Annotated in this window: 17 protein-coding genes; 6 read left to right on the top strand and 11 right to left on the bottom strand. The window is 69.6% G+C overall.

Annotated elements, in window-relative coordinates; translation table 11 throughout:
• Positions 1-241: 241 nt before the first annotated feature.
• Both gabT and IEZ19_RS35055 read left to right on the top strand, forming a co-directional pair.
• A complete protein-coding gene (gene gabT, locus IEZ19_RS35060) occupies positions 242-1,576 on the top strand; it encodes a 4-aminobutyrate--2-oxoglutarate transaminase (protein ID WP_189315421.1) in 1,335 nt (444 codons plus the stop codon).
• Between the two features lie 132 nt (positions 1,577-1,708).
• A complete protein-coding gene (locus IEZ19_RS35055) occupies positions 1,709-2,569 on the top strand; it encodes a phosphatase PAP2 family protein (RefSeq protein ID WP_229841192.1) in 861 nt (286 codons plus the stop codon).
• Here IEZ19_RS35055 and IEZ19_RS35050 read toward each other — a convergent pair.
• From IEZ19_RS35050 to IEZ19_RS35015, 8 genes are all read right to left on the bottom strand, one after another.
• On the bottom strand, positions 2,508-4,328 hold the full coding sequence (locus tag IEZ19_RS35050; RefSeq protein WP_189315419.1) for a chitinase: 1,821 nt from the start codon (positions 4,326-4,328) through the stop codon (positions 2,508-2,510). The genes IEZ19_RS35055 and IEZ19_RS35050 overlap by 62 nt on opposite strands.
• A gap of 105 nt (positions 4,329-4,433) precedes the next feature.
• Entirely contained in the window at positions 4,434-4,886 is a 453-nt protein-coding gene (locus IEZ19_RS35045) for a hypothetical protein (protein ID WP_189315418.1), read from the bottom strand.
• 136 nt (positions 4,887-5,022) lie between these two features.
• Positions 5,023-6,450, bottom strand: a complete 1,428-nt coding sequence (locus tag IEZ19_RS35040; RefSeq protein WP_189315417.1) for an NAD(P)/FAD-dependent oxidoreductase — start codon at positions 6,448-6,450, stop codon at positions 5,023-5,025.
• A 23-nt stretch (positions 6,451-6,473) separates the two neighbouring features.
• On the bottom strand, positions 6,474-7,274 hold the full coding sequence (locus tag IEZ19_RS35035; protein WP_189315416.1) for an ABC transporter permease: 801 nt from the start codon (positions 7,272-7,274) through the stop codon (positions 6,474-6,476).
• Entirely contained in the window at positions 7,275-8,204 is a 930-nt protein-coding gene (locus tag IEZ19_RS35030) for an ABC transporter permease (RefSeq protein ID WP_189315415.1), read from the bottom strand.
• Between the two features lie 2 nt (positions 8,205-8,206).
• Positions 8,207-9,358 carry an ABC transporter ATP-binding protein gene (locus tag IEZ19_RS35025; protein WP_189315430.1) on the bottom strand — a complete coding sequence of 384 codons (1,152 nt, stop codon included), beginning with the start codon at positions 9,356-9,358 and terminating at the stop codon, positions 8,207-8,209.
• Between the two features lie 5 nt (positions 9,359-9,363).
• Positions 9,364-10,611 carry a polyamine ABC transporter substrate-binding protein gene (locus IEZ19_RS35020; RefSeq protein WP_189315414.1) on the bottom strand — a complete coding sequence of 416 codons (1,248 nt, stop codon included), beginning with the start codon at positions 10,609-10,611 and terminating at the stop codon, positions 9,364-9,366.
• Positions 10,612-10,662: 51 nt separating this feature from the next.
• Positions 10,663-12,198 carry a gamma-aminobutyraldehyde dehydrogenase gene (locus IEZ19_RS35015; protein ID WP_189315413.1) on the bottom strand — a complete coding sequence of 512 codons (1,536 nt, stop codon included), beginning with the start codon at positions 12,196-12,198 and terminating at the stop codon, positions 10,663-10,665.
• 208 nt (positions 12,199-12,406) lie between these two features.
• On the opposite strand from IEZ19_RS35015, the gene ybiA reads away from it, so the two are divergent.
• Positions 12,407-12,964, top strand: a complete 558-nt coding sequence (gene ybiA / locus IEZ19_RS35010) for a riboflavin biosynthesis intermediates N-glycosidase (protein ID WP_189315412.1) — start codon at positions 12,407-12,409, stop codon at positions 12,962-12,964.
• Positions 12,965-13,045: 81 nt separating this feature from the next.
• On the opposite strand, the gene IEZ19_RS35005 is transcribed toward ybiA, so the two are convergent.
• Positions 13,046-13,798, bottom strand: coding sequence for a DUF4190 domain-containing protein (locus tag IEZ19_RS35005; RefSeq protein ID WP_229841191.1), 753 nt, complete (start codon positions 13,796-13,798; stop codon positions 13,046-13,048).
• 168 nt (positions 13,799-13,966) lie between these two features.
• Between IEZ19_RS35005 and IEZ19_RS35000 the strand changes: the two genes are divergently transcribed.
• Complete coding sequence (locus tag IEZ19_RS35000; protein WP_189315429.1) at positions 13,967-15,064, top strand: adenosine deaminase; 1,098 nt, start codon at positions 13,967-13,969, stop codon at positions 15,062-15,064.
• A 13-nt stretch (positions 15,065-15,077) separates the two neighbouring features.
• Positions 15,078-15,761 (top strand): glycerophosphodiester phosphodiesterase, encoded by a 684-nt coding sequence (locus tag IEZ19_RS34995; RefSeq protein ID WP_189315410.1) that lies wholly within the window; start codon positions 15,078-15,080, stop codon positions 15,759-15,761.
• 288 nt (positions 15,762-16,049) lie between these two features.
• Here IEZ19_RS34995 and IEZ19_RS34990 read toward each other — a convergent pair whose 3' ends face one another.
• The gene (locus IEZ19_RS34990; protein WP_229841190.1) at positions 16,050-16,655 is read right to left on the bottom strand and encodes an NADPH-dependent F420 reductase; all 606 of its coding nucleotides are present in this window, start codon (positions 16,653-16,655) and stop codon (positions 16,050-16,052) included.
• A gap of 70 nt (positions 16,656-16,725) precedes the next feature.
• Here IEZ19_RS34990 and IEZ19_RS34985 point away from each other — a divergent pair, with 70 nt between their 5' ends.
• Positions 16,726-17,085, top strand: a complete 360-nt coding sequence (locus IEZ19_RS34985; protein ID WP_189315408.1) for a winged helix-turn-helix transcriptional regulator — start codon at positions 16,726-16,728, stop codon at positions 17,083-17,085.
• Here IEZ19_RS34985 and IEZ19_RS34980 read toward each other — a convergent pair.
• Entirely contained in the window at positions 17,079-17,603 is a 525-nt protein-coding gene (locus IEZ19_RS34980; RefSeq protein WP_189315407.1) for a hypothetical protein, read from the bottom strand. The two genes, IEZ19_RS34985 and IEZ19_RS34980, sit on opposite strands and share 7 nt — an antisense overlap.
• Positions 17,604-17,936 lie beyond the last annotated feature (333 nt).

Genomic DNA, 17,936 nt, shown 5'->3' with positions numbered 1-17,936 from the left:
GTTCCGTGCACCGTCCGCGAGCCAATCTAACGTGCCTACAAAGGGAGTTCACCGCTCACACGGCCAGGAAAACGGACCAGGGGCCTCCAGACCGGCGGAAACCCGATCACCCTGGCTATGTCCACCGCGGACAACCGCGCCCCTCGGACAACGCCCACATGGAGCATGCCCACCCCCCGTTCCCGGGCCTAGCCTGCAAGAAAAGAAGACACGTGCCCGTAAGACCCCCCAGGAGCCCCTCATGACCGCACTTCCGCAGGAGCGCCGCGTCGTCACCGCCATCCCCGGCCCGAAGTCGCAGGAGCTGCAGGCCCGCCGTACCGCCGCGGTCGCGCAGGGCGTGGGCTCCACGCTGCCGGTGTTCGTCACCCGCGCGGGTGGCGGCGTCATCGAGGACGTCGACGGCAACAGCCTCATCGACTTCGGTTCCGGCATCGCCGTGACCAGCGTCGGCGCCTCCGCCGAGGCCGTCGTACGCCGCGCCTCCGCGCAGCTCGCCGACTTCACCCACACCTGTTTCATGGTCACCCCGTACGAGGGCTACGTGGCGGTCGCCGAGGCGCTCGCCGAGCTGACCCCGGGTGACCACGCCAAGAAGTCCGCGCTGTTCAACTCCGGCGCCGAGGCGGTCGAGAACGCCGTCAAGATCGCGCGTGCGTACACCAAGCGCCAGGCCGTCGTCGTCTTCGACCACGGCTACCACGGCCGTACGAACCTGACGATGGCGCTGACCGCCAAGAACATGCCGTACAAGCACGGCTTCGGTCCCTTCGCGCCCGAGGTCTACCGCGTCCCGGTCGCCTACGCCTACCGCTGGCCGACCGGCCCCGAGAACGCGGGCCCGGAGGCCGCCGCGCAGGCCATCGACCAGATGTCCAAGCAGGTCGGCGCCGACAACATCGCCGCGATCATCATCGAGCCGGTGCTCGGTGAGGGCGGCTTCATCGAGCCGGCCAAGGGCTTCCTGCCGGCGATCCGCCAGTACGCCGCCGACAACGGCATCGTCTTCGTCGCCGACGAGATCCAGTCCGGCTTCTGCCGCACCGGCCAGTGGTTCGCCTGCGAGGACGAGGGCATCGTCCCGGACCTGATCACCACCGCCAAGGGCATCGCGGGCGGTCTGCCGCTCGCCGCCGTCACCGGTCGCGCCGAGATCATGGACGCCGCGCACGCGGGCGGCCTGGGCGGCACCTACGGCGGCAACCCGGTCGCCTGTGCCGGTGCGCTCGGCGCCATCGAGACGATGAAGGAGCAGGACCTCAACGCCAAGGCGAAGAACATCGAGGCGATCATGAAGGCCCGCCTCACCGCCATGGCCGAGAAGTTCGACGTCATCGGCGACGTCCGCGGCCGCGGCGCCATGATCGCCATCGAGCTGGTCAAGGACCGTACGACCAAGGAGCCGAACCCGGAGGCGACCGGAGCGCTGGCCAAGGCCTGCCACCAGGAGGGTCTGCTGGTGCTGACCTGTGGCACGTACGGCAACGTGCTGCGCTTCCTGCCGCCGCTGGTCATCGGCGAGGACCTGCTCAACGAGGGCCTCGACATCATCGAGCAGGCCTTCGCGCGGATCTGACGTGATGCCTGCGGCAGGCCGTGTGAAGAACGTGTGCGAGGTGGATGACGGGACGCGATTCCGTCTGCCCAAGCGCGGCGGCCTGTCGTAGGTTCTACCCAGATGAGAGATACACCCCGCTCACAGGGGACTGTGGGCGATCTCAGGCCGGGGCCTCCCCAGCTTCGACCTGGTCGTGCCCTCGCGCACAATACCGGGGCCTCCGGCCTCGGATCTCCTCACCGATCGGACCGTCGCTCGCCCCAAACCCCCCGGGGCGCGCGGCAATCCGATCCGGTCGGCCGCCCCGGAACTACCCCCCCTGTTCCGGGGCGGCCGACCTCCTTCCTTCTTCTCCTTCTCCTGGGCCTCCCGGCCCTTCTCTTCACGCTGATCACCTGGCAGGTGATGGCCGGCGGCCCGCTGGTGCGCGTGGACGAGCGGGTGAGCCGGGCCCTGATCCACCCGGACCGCTTCTCCGAGCTTCTCGCCGACCTGGGCAACGTCCAGGCCGGCGTTCCCGTTCTCGTTCTCGCGCTGGGGTACGTCGCCGTGCGGGGGGGGCGTGCCGGCGTGGAGCGGTGGTGGCTGCCGCCCCTTGCCGCGGCCGTACTCATGGCGCTGGTCCCGGCCTTCGTCGTGCCCCTCAAGGACTGGACGGCACGGCCGGGGACCCCGGCCGTGCCCCCGTCGGTCGGCTACTTCCCCTCGGGGCACACGGCCACGGCCGTCGTCACGTACGGCGCCGCGACGCTGCTCCTCCTCCCCTGGCTGCGCACCGCGTGGGCCCGTCGCGCCCTGGCCCTGGGCTGCGCCGCCGTCGTGCTCGCCGTGAGCTACGGGCTGGTCCGGCGCGGCTACCACTGGCCACTGGACATCGTAGCCAGTTGGTGCCTGTGCACGGTGCTGCTGACCGGGCTCGTGCTGGTGATCAGCCGAAGTACGGCGCCGGTCAGCCGAAGTACGCGTCGAAGTTCCGCTGGAACTCCCAGTTCCCGAACCGGTCCCAGTTGACCGACCACGTCATCAGGCCGCGCAGGGCGGGCCAGGTGCCGTGGGTGCTGTACGAGCCGCAGTTCGTCTTCTTCGTCAGGCAGTCCAGGGCCTTGTCGACCTCGGAGGGCGTGACGTAGCCGTTGCCCGCGTTCGTCGAGGCGGGCATGCCGATGGCGATCTGGTCCGGGCGCAGCGGCGGGAACATGTTGCCGGCGTTGCCGGCGACCGGGAAGCCGGTCAGGAGCATGTCGGTCATGGCGATGTGGAAGCCGGCGCCGCCCATGGAGTGGTACTGGTTGTCGAGGCCCATGATCGGGCCCGAGTTGTAGTCCTGGACGTGGAGCAGGGTGAGGTCGTCGCGCAGGGCGTAGATCACCGGGAGGTACGCGCCACAGCGCGGGTCCTGGCCGCCCCACTGGCCGGTGCCGTAGAACTGGTAGCCCATCTGCACGAAGAAGGTCTCGGGCGCCATCGACAGCACGAACTTCGCGCCGTACTTCGCCTTCAGGCTTTTCAGGGCCGATATCAGGTTGACGACCACCGGTGTGGTGGGGTTCTTGAAGTCGGTGTCGTTCGCGTTCAGCGAGAGGGAGTGGCCCTCGAAGTCGATATCGAGGCCGTCGAGGCCGTAGGTGTCGATGATGTTCGAGACCGAGGAGACGAAGGTGTCGCGGGCCGCCGTGGTGGTGAGCTGGACCTGGCCGTTGGCACCGCCGATGGAGATCAGCACCTTCTTGCCGGCCGCCTGGTCGGCCTTGATCGCCGCCTTGAAGTCGGCGTCGGACTCGACGGCCGGGCACTCGGACACCGGGCAGCGGTTGAACCGGATGTCGCCGGAGGTCGCCGAGGTCGGCTCGCCGAAGGCCAGGTCGATGACGTCCCAGTTGTCGGGGACGTCGGCCAGGCGCGTGTAGCCGGAGCCGTTGGCGAAGGTGGCGTGGAGGTAGCCGACGAGGGCGTGGGTGGGCAGATCCCCGCCACCACCGCCATCGCCGCCCGAGGGGGACGTCGTCGCGGTGACCGTCGCCGACTTGGCGGACTCGCCCGCGTCGTTGCTCGCGGTGACCTGGAAGGCGTATGCCGTCGACGGCGAGAGTCCGGTGACGGTCGCCGAAGTCCCGCTCACCGTCTGGACCTTGGCCCCGTCCCGGTAGACGGCGTAGCCGGTCGCGCCGGTGACTGCCGTCCAGGACAGGGCGACGCTCGAGGAGGTGATGGTGCCGGTCTTCAGGCCGGTCGGCGCGGCGGGTGGCAGGCCGGCCTCGCCGCCCGGGCCGATGAGGGAGATGTCGTCGGCGTTGTAGGCGCCGGTGCCGTACCAGCCGTGCGTGTAGATCGTGACCCTGGTGGTGGACGGGCCGGTGCGGAAGGTCGTGGTGAGCTGCTGCCAGTCGGGGGCGGACTGGGTCCAGGTGGAGACGTCGGTCGTACCGGTGCCGCTCGCGCCGAGGTAGACGTAGGAGCCACGGACGTAACCGGACAGCGTGTACTGCGAGTCGGGTTTGACGGTCACGGTCTGGGTGCACTGGGCGTTGTCGCTGCCGGCCGGGGTCGCCCGGAGCGCCGAACCGCCGCTGCGCACCGGTGAGGTGACGGTCGTACCGCTGCCCGCCGAGCAGTTCCAGCCGTCGAGGCCGGACTCGAAGCCGCCGTTCCTGGCGAGGTCGGCGTCGGCCGCACGGGCGGCCGACGACAGCGCGGCGATACCGGGCACGGCCAGGAGCGCGGCCGTGAGTACGGCGAGGACGGATCTGGCGCAGGGTCTCGTGCGGTCCACAAGTGCCTCCCGGGGTGGGGGAATCGGAGTGTGGAGCGCGCTCAACTTGGTCCAGACCAATCCTGTTGTCAAGACCCCCGGCGGCGGCCGGGGCCTTCGGCCCCGCTACCCGTCGTCATCCGTGGCCGGACCTGCCGCCGCCTCGTGCATCGCCAGTTCCAGCAGCGCCGGATCGGTGAGGGTGCCGGAGCCGTCGGGCGCCACCAGCCGGCGCACGCCGCGGCTCGAGCGGCCCGGGTGCGGCACGACGATCCAGGTGCCGCGTCCGGCGGTACGGATGCCGGTGCCGAGCCAGCGGGACGCGGTGCCCGGCGGCACGAAGAAGCCCACCCGGTCGTCCCCGAAACCGACCAGCACGGGGCCCGGGCGGCCGAGGACGCGGATGAGCACGTCGAGGGTCGGACAGCCGAGTTCGCCCGGCAGGATGAGTGCGTCCCGGGCCTGGCCGGCGGGCAGGAGCGCGACCCCGTGGGGGTTGCGCTCCCAGTCCCAGCGGCAGGCCTCGGGGTCCGGTGCGACGGATGGCGGCCATTCGACCGCCGTCTTCGCTCCAGCCATGTACAGACCTCCCCGTTGTCCATGGACGCGGCCGCGTCACAGGGAAGAGAAGCCCTTCGGCCAGGCATTGCGCGGGTTCCGTCAACTCACCGAAGTGACCTGGACCACATTCGCCCATCGACGGCCTACGGACGGTTCAGCTGTCGAAGCCCAGCCCCAGCTTGTCCATCGTCCTCAGCCACAGATTGCGGCGGCCGGCGTGGGCGTCCGCTCGGGCCAGGGACCACTTCGTGAGGGCGATGCCCGTCCAGGCCAAGGGCTCCGGCGGGAACGGGAGAGGCTTCTTGCGGACCATCTCCAGCTCCGTGCGCTCGGTCCGCTCCCCCGCCAGCAGGTCCAGCATCACGTCCGCGCCGAAGCGGGTCGCGCCCACGCCGAGGCCCGTGTAGCCCGCCGCGTACGCCACCTTGCCCTGGTGGGCGGTGCCGAAGAACGCCGAGAAGCGGGAGCAGGTGTCGATCGCGCCGCCCCACGCGTGCGTGAAGCGCACTCCCTCCAACTGCGCGAAGCAGGTGAAGAAGTGCCCGGCGAGCTTGGCGTACGTCTCCGGGCGGTCGTCGTACTCCCGGCGCACCCGGCCGCCGTACGGGTAGATCGCGTCGTACCCGCCCCACAGGATGCGGTTGTCGGCGGACAGACGGAAGTAGTGGAACTGGTTGGCGCTGTCACCCAGGCCCTGGCGGTTCTGCCAGCCGATCGACGCCAGCTGCTCCGCCGTCAGGGGCTCGGTCATCAGGGCGTAGTCGTAGACCGGGACGGTGTACGCGCGCACGCGCTTGAGCAGGTTCGGGAAGATGTTCGTGCCGAGCGCGACCTGGCGGGAGCGGACCGCGCCGTACGGTGTGCGGACGGCCATGCCGGCGCCGTACGGCTTCAGCGTCAGGGCGGGCGTGTGCTCGTGGATGCGGACGCCGAGCGCGAGGCACGCGCGTTTCAGACCCCATGCGAGTTTGGCCGGGTGGACCATCGCGACGCCCCTGCGGTCCCACAGGCCCGCCTCGAAAGTCGGTGAGTCGACTTGTTCCCGAACCGCTTCGGCGTCCAGGAAGTCGATGCCGTCCGCGAGGCCCTTGTCCTGAAGTTCCCGGTGCCAGTCGCGCAGTTCCCACGCCTGGTACGTCTCGGTCGCGACATCGATCTCGCCGGTGCGCTCGAAGTCGCAGTCGAGGGAGTGCCGGGCGACCGCCTTCTCGATCTCGTCGAGATTGCGGGCGCCCAACTCCTCCAGCTTGTGGATCTCGTCCGGCCAGCGGGCCAGGCCGTTGGCCAGTCCGTGCGTGAGGGAGGCGGCGCAGAAGCCGCCGTTGCGGCCCGAGGCGGCCCAGCCCACCTCGCGGCCCTCCAGCAGCACCACGTCCCGCCGCGGATCGCGCTCCTTGGCGTTCAGCGCGGTCCACAGTCCGCTGTAGCCGCCGCCGACGACCAGCAGGTCGCAGGTCTCGGTGCCGGTCAGGGCGGGCTCGGGGTGGGGCTTGCCGGGGTCCTCCAGCCAGTAGGGCACCGGCTGTGCTTCCGAAAGAGACTTGGTCCAATCGTTCTTACGGCTCATGGCGCTCGGGGCCATGATTTCAACTCCCTACAGAGCGGTCATGCCTTTTGCCTGGTGCGTCGATTGCTGACGACCATGGAGAACAGGACGAACAGTACGGCGACAAGGAACATGGCCGTGCCGATGACATTGATCTGAACGGGCGTTCCGCGCTGTGCCGAGCCCCAGACGAACATGGGGAAGGTGACGGTCGAGCCCGCGTTGAAATTGGTGATGATGAAATCGTCGAAGGAGAGCGCGAAGGACAGCAGCGCGCCCGCGGCGATTCCGGGTGCCGCGATGGGCAGGGTGACCCGGACGAAGGTCTGCACGGGCCCGGCGTACAGGTCGCGGGCCGCCTCCTCCAGTCGCGGGTCCATCGACATCACGCGTGCCTTGACCGCAGTGACGACGAAACTGAGGCAGAACATGATGTGCGCGATCAGGATCGTCCAGAAGCCGAGTTGGGCACCCATGTTGAGGAACAGGGTGAGCAGCGAGGCCGCCATGACGACCTCGGGCATGGCCATGGGCAGGAAGATCAGCGAGTTGACGGCGCCCCGCGCCCGGAAGCGGTAGCGGACCAGCGCGAAGGCGATCATCGTGCCGAGCACGGTGGCACCGACCGTCGCCCACACGGCGATCTGGAGGCTGAGGGACAGCGAGCCGCACATGTCGGCGACGCCGCACGGGTCCTTCCAGGCGTCCGTGGAGAACTGCTGCCACTCGTAGTTGAAGCGTCCCTTCGGCTTGTTGAAGGAGAACACCGTCACGATGACGTTCGGCAGCAGGAGATACCCGAGGGTCACGAGACCTGCGATGACGACGAGATGGCGCTTGAGCCAGTTGACGAAGGGCATTTAGACCAGATCCTCCGTCCCGGACCTGCGGATGTAGAAGGTGACCATGAACAGGATCGCGGCCATGAGAATGAAGGAGAGGGCCGCCGCCGTCGGATAGTCGAGAATGCGCAGGAACTGCGTCTGGATGACGTTACCGATCATTCTCGTGTCGGTGGAGCCGAGGAGTTCGGCGTTCACGTAGTCGCCGGCGGCCGGGATGAAGGTCAGCAGCGTGCCGGAGACCACGCCCGGCATCGAGAGCGGGAACGTCACCTTGCGGAAGGTGGTGAACGGCTTGGCGTACAGGTCGCCCGCCGCCTCGTGCAGCCGTCCGTCGATGCGCTCGAGCGAGGTGTACAGCGGCAGGACCATGAACGGCAGGAAGTTGTACGTCAGTCCGCACACCACCGCGAGCGGTGTGGCCAGGACGCGGTCGCCCGCTGTCCAGCCGAGCCAGTTGGTGACGTCGAGGACATGCAGCGTGTTGAGGGTGCTGACGACCGGTCCGCTGTCCGCGAGGATCGTCTTCCAGGCCAGGGTGCGGATCAGGAAGCTGGTGAAGAACGGCGCGATCACCAGGATCATGATCAGGTTGCGCCAGCGGCCCGCGCGGAAGGCGATCAGATACGCCAGCGGGTAGCCGAGCAGCAGACACAGCACGGCCGCGGCGGCCGCGTACAGGACCGAGCGCAGGAACTGCGGCCAGTACTCGCTCAGCGCGTCCCAGTAGGTCGCGAAGTGCCAGGTGACCTTGTACCCCTGCTCCAGGGAACCCGTCTGCACTGACGTGGACGCCTGGTAGAGCATCGGCAGCGCGAAGAAGACCAGCAGCCACAGGATGCCGGGCAGCAGCAGCCAGTACGGCGTGAACCGGCCGCGCTTGCGCGGTGGCTTCTTCTCCGGCGCGGCGGGCGCGAGAGGCGGGGGCGCCTCGGTGAGGGTCGACATGTCTACGCGGCCTCTTCCTCGACGGTCTCCACCCCGGCGTCGATGTCCTGGGCCGCGTCGAGCCCGAAGGTGTGGGCTGGGCTCCAGTGCAGGACGACCTCGGCACCGGGCACGAGCCGGGGGTCGCGGTCGATGTTCTGGGCGTAGACCTCGAACCCGGGGCAGGCCGGGCTGTCGACGACGTACTGCGTGGAGACGCCGATGAAACTGGAGTCCACGATCTTGCCGGTGATGCGGTTGCGGGCCTCGGATATCTCGCCCGCGTCGTCGGCGTGGGCGAGGGAGATCTTCTCGGGGCGGACACCGACCAGCACCTTGCCACCGGTCGTGGTCGACGCGGAACATCGCGCCTCGGGCAGCAGCAGCTTGCCGCCGCCGGCCCGTACGACGATCTCGCCGCCGGTCTTGCTGTCCACCTCGGCCTCGATCAGGTTGGAGGTGCCGAGGAAGTTGGCGACGAACGTGGTCTGCGGGTTCTCGTAGAGGTCGGTGGGCGAGCCGAGCTGCTCGACACGGCCCGCGTTCATCACGGCGACCGTGTCGGCCATGGTCATGGCCTCCTCCTGGTCGTGCGTGACATGGATGAAGGTGATGCCGACCTCGGTCTGGATGCGCTTGAGCTCCAGCTGCATCTGACGGCGCAGCTTGAGGTCGAGGGCGCCGAGGGGCTCGTCGAGGAGGAGCACCTTGGGGTGGTTGATCAGTGCTCGGGCGACGGCGACGCGCTGCTGCTGGCCACCGGAGAGCTGGTGCGGCTTCTTGCGCGCCTGCTCGCCGAGCTGGACCAGCTCCAGCATTTCGTCGACCTGCTTCTTCACCGACTTGATGCCGCGCCGGCGCAGTCCGAAGGCGACGTTCTCGAAGATGTCGAGGTGCGGGAAGAGGGCGTACGACTGGAAGACCGTGTTCACCGGCCGCTTGTACGGCGGCAGATGGGTCACGTCCTGGTCGCCGAGGTGCACGGTGCCGGAGGACGGTTCCTCCAGACCTGCGATCATGCGCAGGGTGGTGGTCTTGCCGCAGCCGGAGGCGCCGAGCAGGGCGAAGAACGAGCCCTGCGGCACGGTCAGGTCGAGCGGGTGTACGGCGGTGAAGGAACCGTAGGTCTTGCCGATCCCGGAGAGGCGGACGTCGCCGCTGCTGTCTGTCGTCATCATCGTCACGCCCCTGTGAGCTTCGCGAACTTCTCTTCGTAGGCCGTCTCTTCCTTCTGGCTCAGCGAGCGGAAGGCGTGGGACTTCGCGGCCATGGCCTTGTCGGGAAGGATCAGCGGGTTGTTCGCCGCGTCCTTGTCGATCTTCTCGAGGTAGGGCCGCACGCCGTCGACCGGACTCACGTAGTTGACGTAGCCGGCGAGCGCGGCGGCCTGGTCGGGCTCGTAGTAGAAGTCGATGAGCCGCTCGGCGTTCGCCTTGTGACGGGCCCCGTTCGGGATCAGCATGTTGTCGGTCGCCGTCATGTAGCCGCTGTCCGGTATGACGTAGTCGACGTCCGGGCTGTCGGCCTGGAGCTGGACGATGTCACCGCCCCAGGCCACACAGGCCGCCAGGTCGCCCTTGGTGAGGTCGGACGTGTAGTCGTTGCCGGTGAAACGGCGGATCTGCCCCTTGTCGACGGCTTTCTGCAGACGGGCGATCACCGCGTCGAAGTCGCCGTCGGTGAACTTCGCCGGGTCCTTGCCCATGTCGAGCAGGGTCATGCCGATGCTGTCACGCATCTCCGACAGGAAACCCACGCGCCCCTTGAGCTTGGGGTTGTCGAGGAGGTCGGATACCGACTTGACCTCGATGCCGTCGAGCGCCTTCTTGTTGAAGGCGATGATGGTCGATACGCCCTGCCAGGGGTACGAGTAGGCCCGACCGGGATCCCAGTCGGGGGCGCGGAACTGATCCGACAAGTTGGCGAAGGCGTGCGGGAGGTTCGACGCGTCCAGCTTCTGGACCCACCCAAGGCGGATCAGCCGGGCGGCCAGCCAGTCGGTGAGGACGATCAGGTCGCGGCCGGTGTCCTGGCCCGCGGCAAGCTGCGGCTTGATCTTGCCGAAGAACTCGTTGTTGTCGTTGATGTCCTCGGTGTACTTGACCGTGATGCCGGTCTGCCCGCGGAACGTCTCGAGCGTGGGGTGGTGCTTGCCGCTGTCGTCGACGTCGATGTACTCGGTCCAGTTGGAGAAGTTGACGATCTTCTCCTTGGCCGAGTGGTCCTGCGCGGACGTGCCGCCCTGGCTCTTGCCGGCCGCGGGGATCCCGCATCCGCTCAGCGCCCCGAGTCCGCCGACCGCGAGCGCGCCACCTGCTGAGGCGCGCAGCAGGGATCGGCGGGTGAGGGAGGCCCGCCCATTGCGGAAGCTGCGCCGCACGGCGGCCACTTGGGCCGGGGTCAGGCGGTCGGGCTCGTACTGCTCCATGCGCGTGGTGCCCTTTCGGGAGGTTCGGCCGCACGTCCGGCGGCCTGCCTGCTATCGGTCCCCGAAGATCGTGCGGTGCCAGTCCTTCCGGGCGACCGCCGTGTTGTCGAACATGACGTGCTTGACCTGCGTGTACTCCTCGAAGGAGTAAGCAGACATGTCCTTGCCGAAGCCGGACTGCTGAAAACCGCCGTGCGGCATCTCGCTGATGATCGGGATGTGGTCGTTGATCCATACACATCCCGCCTTGATCTCCCGGGTGGCACGGTTCGCCCGGTAGACGTCCCGGCTCCACGCGGAGGCAGCCAAACCATACGGGGTGTCGTTGGCCAGCTGGATGCCCTCGTCATCACTGTCGAACGGCAGGACGACCAGCACCGGACCGAAGATCTCGGACTGGACGACCTCGCTGTCCCGGGGCGCGTCGGCGATGAGGGTGGGCCGATAGTACGCGCCGTTCTTGAGCTCCTCCTGTGGGGCCTCGCCGCCGGTCACCACGCGCGCGTAGGCACGCGCACGGTCGACGAAGGCGGCGACCCGGTCGCGCTGGACGTGGGAGATCAGGGGACCGAGGTCGGTGCCGGGGGCGAACGGGTCGCCGAGCCGGACCGTGGCCATGAGGGCGGCCGTCTTCTCGACGAACGCCTCATAGAGCGGACGTTGCACGTACGCGCGCGTGGCGGCCGTGCAGTCCTGCCCGGTGTTGATGAGCGCGCCCGCGACCGCGCCGTTGACCGCCGCCTCCAGGTCGGCGTCGTCGAAGACCACGAAGGGCGCCTTGCCGCCAAGTTCCAGGTGGAGGCGCTTGACGGTGGCGGTGGCGATCTCGGCGACGCGCCTGCCTACGGCAGTGGAGCCGGTGAAGGAGGTCATGGCGACATCGGGGTGGCCGACGAGATGCTCACCGGCCTCCCTTCCGGTGCCGGTGACGATGTTGATCACCCCGTCCGGGATGCCCGCGTCCGTGGCCGCCTCGGCGAACAGGAGCGAGGTGAGCGGGGTCAGCTCGGCGGGCTTCAGCACGATGGTGTTGCCCGCGGCGATCGCCGGGAGGATCTTCCAGGCGGCCATCTGGAGGGGATAGTTCCAGGGGGCGATTGACCCGACGACACCGATCGGCTCACGGCGGACGTACGACGTGTGGTCCCCGGAGTACTCACCGGCGGACTGCCCCTGCAGATGCCGTGCGGCGCCGGCGAAGAACGCGGTGTTGTCGATCGTCCCCGGGACGTCGAACTCGCGCGTGAGCTTCAGCGGCTTGCCGCACTGGAGGGACTCGGCGCGGGCGAAGTCCTCGGCGCGGTCGGCGAGGACGGCGGCGAACCGGTGCAGCGCGTCCGAGCGCTCGCCGGGGGTGGTGGCGGACCAGCCCGGGAAGGCGGCGCGAGCGGCGGCGACGGCCGCGTCCACGTCGTCCGGGCCGGCCAGCTCGTACGTGAACACGTCCTCGCCGGTGGCCGGGTCGATCACGGCATGGGTGCGGCCGGAGGTGCCCTTGACCAGGCGTCCGGCGATGTACTGCGCGCCGCCCGCGAAGCGCTCCTGCGCCGGGAATCGTTCCGGGGTGGCGGTGCCCGGGTTGTGCATGTCGCTCTCCTCCGCCGTGCGTCCCGTCCGGGGGGCGGGTGGCGTGGCTCCAGCTCGATTTGAGTGCCGATCCTGACAGAGCCAAGGGACTCCAACAAGTGATTCCGTTGTTGCCTTTTGGTTACGCGACGGAATCTGTCGACCAGGTGTCGAGTCGGCGCGGAAAAGGGAGGACGGAGTGTCAGTGGTGACTGCGACACTGGCGTGCATGGGGAAGATCGATTCGGTGGAGTCCCTGATCAGGGAGGTCCACGCGGGGGAGCGCGTCAGGTATCTGCACTTCTGGGGGCACCGGCCGCGGCCCGACGGACGGGTCGGGGCGAGCTGTCTCAGCCAGTGGTGGCCGTCGCCGTTCACGGTCGACGGGGTGGAGTACGCGACGGCGGAGCACTGGATGATGGCCGGAAAGGCGCGGCTCTTCGGGGACGCGGAGGGGGAGCGCCGCGTGCTCGCCTCCGGTCATCCCGCCGAGGCGAAGAAGGCGGGGCGTCTGGTGCGCGGCTTCGACAACGCGGTGTGGGAGCGGGAGCGCTTCGGGATCGTCGCGGAGGGCAGCTTCCACAAGTTCGCGGCGCACGCCGGGTTGCGTGAGTTCCTGCTGAACACGGGCGAGCGCGTCCTGGTCGAGGCGAGCCCGGTCGACCGCGTGTGGGGCATAGGCCTCGCGGTGGACGACGACGCGGCGGAGACACCCGAGCGGTGGCGGGGGCTGAACCTGCTGGGGTTCGCACTGATGGAAGCGCGGCGGCGATTGCGGGAGGGCTGAGACGGGGGGGCGAACCGGGGGCCGCGTCGGCCGAAGGCGCGGGCCGCCCTCCGCACCGGTCGGAGGCCCGCGCCGTCCCCGTCAGTCCTGTGCGGGCAGCGGGGTCGAGATGCTGGGTGCCGAGTTGTAGTAGGGGTCGTCGTAGTCCGAGGTGTCGTCGCCGTGCCGGACGGCGTACACGATGCTGAAGACGATCAGGGCGATCGCGGCGAGACCGACGACGATTCCGATGATGCCGGTGACGAGGCCCGCCTGGGCCTGGCCGCGGTTGGTGGCCTCGCCGCGCTCGGCCCGCTTCTTTCCCTTGACGCCGAGGATCACGGCGATGACACCGAGCACCACGGAGACCACGCCGTAGAGGCAGAACAGGCAGATGGACAGGATGCCGAGGACCATCGCCGCGGTGCCCATGCCGTTCTGCGGCGCCATCGGCATCCCCGGCCAGCCGTAGCCCTGCGGGTAGGCGGGGTAGCCGTATCCGCCGGGTCCCGGTGTGCCGGGGCCGGCGGGGCCTATCGGCGGGGGCGGCACCGCGCCCTCGGCCCAGCCCTGGACGGGCGCCTGTCCCTGGGGCGGGGTCCCGGCCGGCGGGCCGAAGCCGGGGGACGGCATGGCCGCCATGGTCGCCTGATCGTGCACGGAGGGAGGCTGCTGCGTCGGGATCTGCTGGTCCTGCGCCGGAGGCTGCCACACGGTGGCCGACGGCTGGTCCTGCGGAGCGGGCTGCCACCCCGGCTGCGGGGACTTCTGCAGCGACGGCTTGTCCTCGGGGGCCGCCCACGGATCGAAGCCCGCTCCCCCGCTGCCACCCGGTGGCTGCGTCTGATCCGTCACGTCCCCATCCCCCTCCATCGACCGTCACGCCATCGTAAAGCGTCCTCGCCAGGCCTCTCCGTCCGGGACAGCGGCGACTCCCCGGACCGCAGCCGACGCAGATCGGAAGCCGACGCCGACGCCGGTCCGGGTGCGGCCTACGATGACTGCCGACTCACCGATCAGCCGATCACCCGCGCCCGGACTCCGGTCCGCCGGCGCCGTTCCGGGGAGGAACCCTTGACCGACTTCGCCGCCCGCGATCCGCACCCCTTCATCGCCGGACTGCCCAAGGCCGAACTGCACGTCCACCACGTCGGCTCCGCCTCCCCCCGGATCGTCTCCGAACTGGCCGCCCGTCACCCCGACTCCAAGGTCCCCACCGACCCCGAGGCCCTGGCCGACTACTTCACGTTCACGGACTTCGCCCACTTCATCGAGGTGTACCTGTCCGTCGTCGACCTCATCCGCACCCCGGAGGACGTACGGCTGCTGACGTACGAGGTGGCGCGCGACCTGGCCCGGCAGCAGGTGCGCTACGCCGAGCTGACCATCACGCCGTACTCCTCCACCCGGCGCGGCATCGACGAGCGCGCGTTCATGGACGCGATCGAGGACGCGCGGAAGGCGGCCGAGGCGGAGTTCGGGACCGTGCTGCGCTGGTGCTTCGACATCCCCGGCGAGGCCGGGCTGACGGCGGCTGAGGAGACGGCACGGCTCGCCACCGACGACCGGATCCGTCCGGAGGGCCTGGTCTCGTTCGGCCTCGGCGGACCCGAGATCGGCGTGCCCCGGCCGCAGTTCAAGCCCTACTTCGACCGGGCCGTCGCCGCCGGGCTGCGCTCCGTCCCGCACGCCGGTGAGACGACCGGTCCGGAGACGGTGTGGGACGCGCTGAACGACCTGCGCGCCGAGCGCATCGGGCACGGCACCAGCTCCGCGCAGGACCCGAAGCTGCTCGCGCACCTCGCCGAGCACCGCATCCCGCTGGAGGTCTGCCCGACCTCCAACATCGCCACCCGCGCCGTGCGCACTCTCGAGGAGCACCCGATAAGGGAGTTCGTCGGTGCCGGAGTCGTGGTCACGATCAACTCGGACGACCCGCCGATGTTCGGCACCGACCTGAACAACGAGTACGCGGTCGCCGCCCGCCTCCTGGATCTCGACGAGCGGGGTCTGGCCGACCTCGCCAAGAACGCGGTCGGGGCCTCCTTCCTGGACGCGGCCGGCAAGGCCCGGATCACCGCCGAGATCGACGCGTACACCGCCCAGTGGCTCGCCCCCTGAGAGCATGGGCACCATGCAGACCGTGACCGCCGTGGCCCACCGCGGCGACCCCTACCTTTTCCGCGAGAACACGATCGACTCACTGCGGTCCGCGCTCGACCGGGGCGCGGACGCGGTGGAGTTCGACGTACGGCTCACCCGTGACGGCGTACCCGTGCTGCTCCACGACGAGACGCTGAAGCGGCTGTGGGAGCAGGACCGGCCGCTGCGCTCCCTGTCCGCCGACGAGGTGCGTGGGCTCACGGAGGGCGGGGTGCCGACGCTGGCGGAGGCGCTCGCCGCGACGGACGGCGCCCGGGCGATGGTCGACCTGCCCGGGCGGGTCGACCGGCGCACCGCCCGGACGATCGTCGACACGATCGAGCAGTGCGGTGCCGCGGACCGCGTCTACTACTGCGCCGGCGCCGAGGCGATGCTCGCCGTCCGCGCGGCCGACCCGTCCGCCGAGATCGCCCTGACCTGGACGACGCTGGCGCCGCCGCGCCCTGCCGTGCTGGAGGCGGTGCGGCCGCGCTGGCTCAACTACCGCTTCTCCCTGGTGGACCGGGTCCTCGCCGAACGGGTTCACCTCGGCGGTCAGCTGCTGTCCGTCTGGACCCCGGACACGCGCCGCTCGATGCGCCGCCTGATCGACCTGGGCGTCGACTCGATCACCACGAACCGCATCGACACGCTCTGCGCGCTGCGCAAGGCCTGAGAGTCATCACGTAATTCACGTGACGTCCGATGGTGGGGCAGAACGCTCCGGCGTGGGCCTTGTGCCGCGTGGTCGCGGGTCGGGTCTCGTCCGGGGTTGTGCTGCTTCCCTGTCGGATGTGCCGGGCAGAGGCTGCTGTCACCGCAAGTGGAGCAGCTGCCGCGGCCGGCAGCCCGAAGGTGTGCCGTGGCATCGCGGTTGACTCGACGGGGCCTCTTGCAGCCCCGGAGAGATCCTACGGCGACCGTCGTCCGACTATCGGACACTTTCGCAATTACGTGACGACTCTCAGGCGGCTCTCGGCCCCGAGAACTCCAGGGGCGGCGCGATCGCCTGTGCGTCCGCGCCCTCCCCGACCCACAAACCGATCAGCAGTGCCGCCGTCGCCTCCAGCAGGCCGGCGCGGTCGAGGCCCCCGGCGGCCAGCGGTGTGCAGCCGAGGTCGCGGACGAGACGGCGTACGGCCTGCACCGCGTCCGCGTCGTCACCGCACACGGGTACCGCGAGCGGGCGGCCGGCGAAGACGGGCGGGGTCAGCCGCCAGACGTCCTCGTGGCAGAGGTTGAAGGCCTTGACCACGTGGGCGGTGCGCGCGGCGGCCGCGATGCGCTCGGCCGCGGAGGGGCCGCCCGACGTGAGGAGTGCGAAGCCGGGTCCGACCGGGTTGGTGCAGTCGATCAGCACCCGCCCGCGCAGCTCTGCCGCGAGCCCGGTGACCACCTCGACGACGGCCGGGTAGGGAACCGCCAGCAGCACCGCGTCCGTGCCGAACGCCGCCGCCTCACGCAACCCGCCGGACGAGCGGCTGCCGGCGAGGACCTCGTGCCCCGCCCGGCGCCACGCCGTGCCGAGCGCGTCCGACATTCCGCCCGTGCCAAGAATTCCGATGCGCACAAGTCCTCCCAATGGTCCGGCCGTTCGAACTCCGACGACAGTAGGCGTCCGCTCGGGCACCATTCGGTACGTGACCAGCGACCCCGTGTTCCTCGCCGACTGCCGCGCCCGGCTCGCCTTCGACCTGCTCGCCAACACCTGGAACTGCGTGGTGCTGTGGGCATTGAAGGACGGTCCCAGACGCCATGGCATCCTGCGTGAGCACATCGGCGGGATCAGTCAGAAAGTGCTGACCGAGACACTGCGGCGGCTGGAGTTCGACGGACTGGTCGCACGCCGGGTGTACGGCGGTTCGCCGCCCCGCGTGGAGTACGAACTCACCGGCCTGGGGCGGACGTTGCTCGTCCCGCTCGACACCTTCGGCGCCTGGGCGTTCGAGCACGGTGACGAGGTGATGGCGGCCCAGGACCGTTACATCCGCGATCACTGAGCGGCGGTGGTCGCGGGCGCCGTCCCGGTCAGCGCCTCCAGCCGCTTGATCTTCTTGCGTACGACGTACAGCGGGATCACGCCGAACACCCCGAAGGACATGTCGATCAGGGTCCACCAGAACGGGATGTCGCGAATCGGGCCCCAGACCAGGGCGAGCGGGATGATGCCTGCACAGGCGATCATCGCGAACTCGACGACCCAGATGTTGCGGACGGGGTCGCGGTAGGGGCCGTAGAAGGCGATCGCGATGACGAGGTGGGCGAACGCCAGCCAGTCCGTGCCGTAGAGGACGAAGGGGTACTGGGTGTCGGCGGCGTCCAGGCCCTGTCTCACGCGGGTGATCCAGGCCATCAGGGCCGGCAGGTGGTCCGGCACGCACAGGGACCTCAACACGTCCTCCGTCCAGCGGAGTTCGTGCACGAGCGGGAACGCGGTGGCGCCGCTGAGGACCAGACACACGACGAAGAAGACCAGCCAGACGCGGATGCCTTTGAGGAGGGCGGCTCTGTCGCTCATGGCAGGAGCGTACGCCTGGAATTGAACATGTTCAAAAGTGGTGGCCGGGGCGGGGTGGACACCGTGGAGACTGCGCATGTAAGGAAGTTGACGTCCCGGGCAGCGCGCGCACCGGTGGTCCGCAGGGGACCGCTCTGGCGGGGCTCGTCGACGAGCGGGACGAGCAGGGGCTCGTGTTGCCGCCGTATCTGCTGGACCTGGAGGCGGCCGGACTGTCCCGGCGGCCGGCGACCGGCCGCCGGTCTTCTGTCCCAACGCCGACCAGCCGCCGGGCGAAGCCCGTTCCGTCCCGCCGTGCTCCTGGAATCGGCAGGACGGCTGTCGCCGTTGCGA

This window comes from Streptomyces brasiliensis (assembly GCF_014647875.1).
Taxonomy (GTDB): domain Bacteria; phylum Actinomycetota; class Actinomycetes; order Streptomycetales; family Streptomycetaceae; genus Streptomyces; species Streptomyces brasiliensis.
This window is presented reverse-complemented; position numbering and strand designations above follow the sequence as displayed.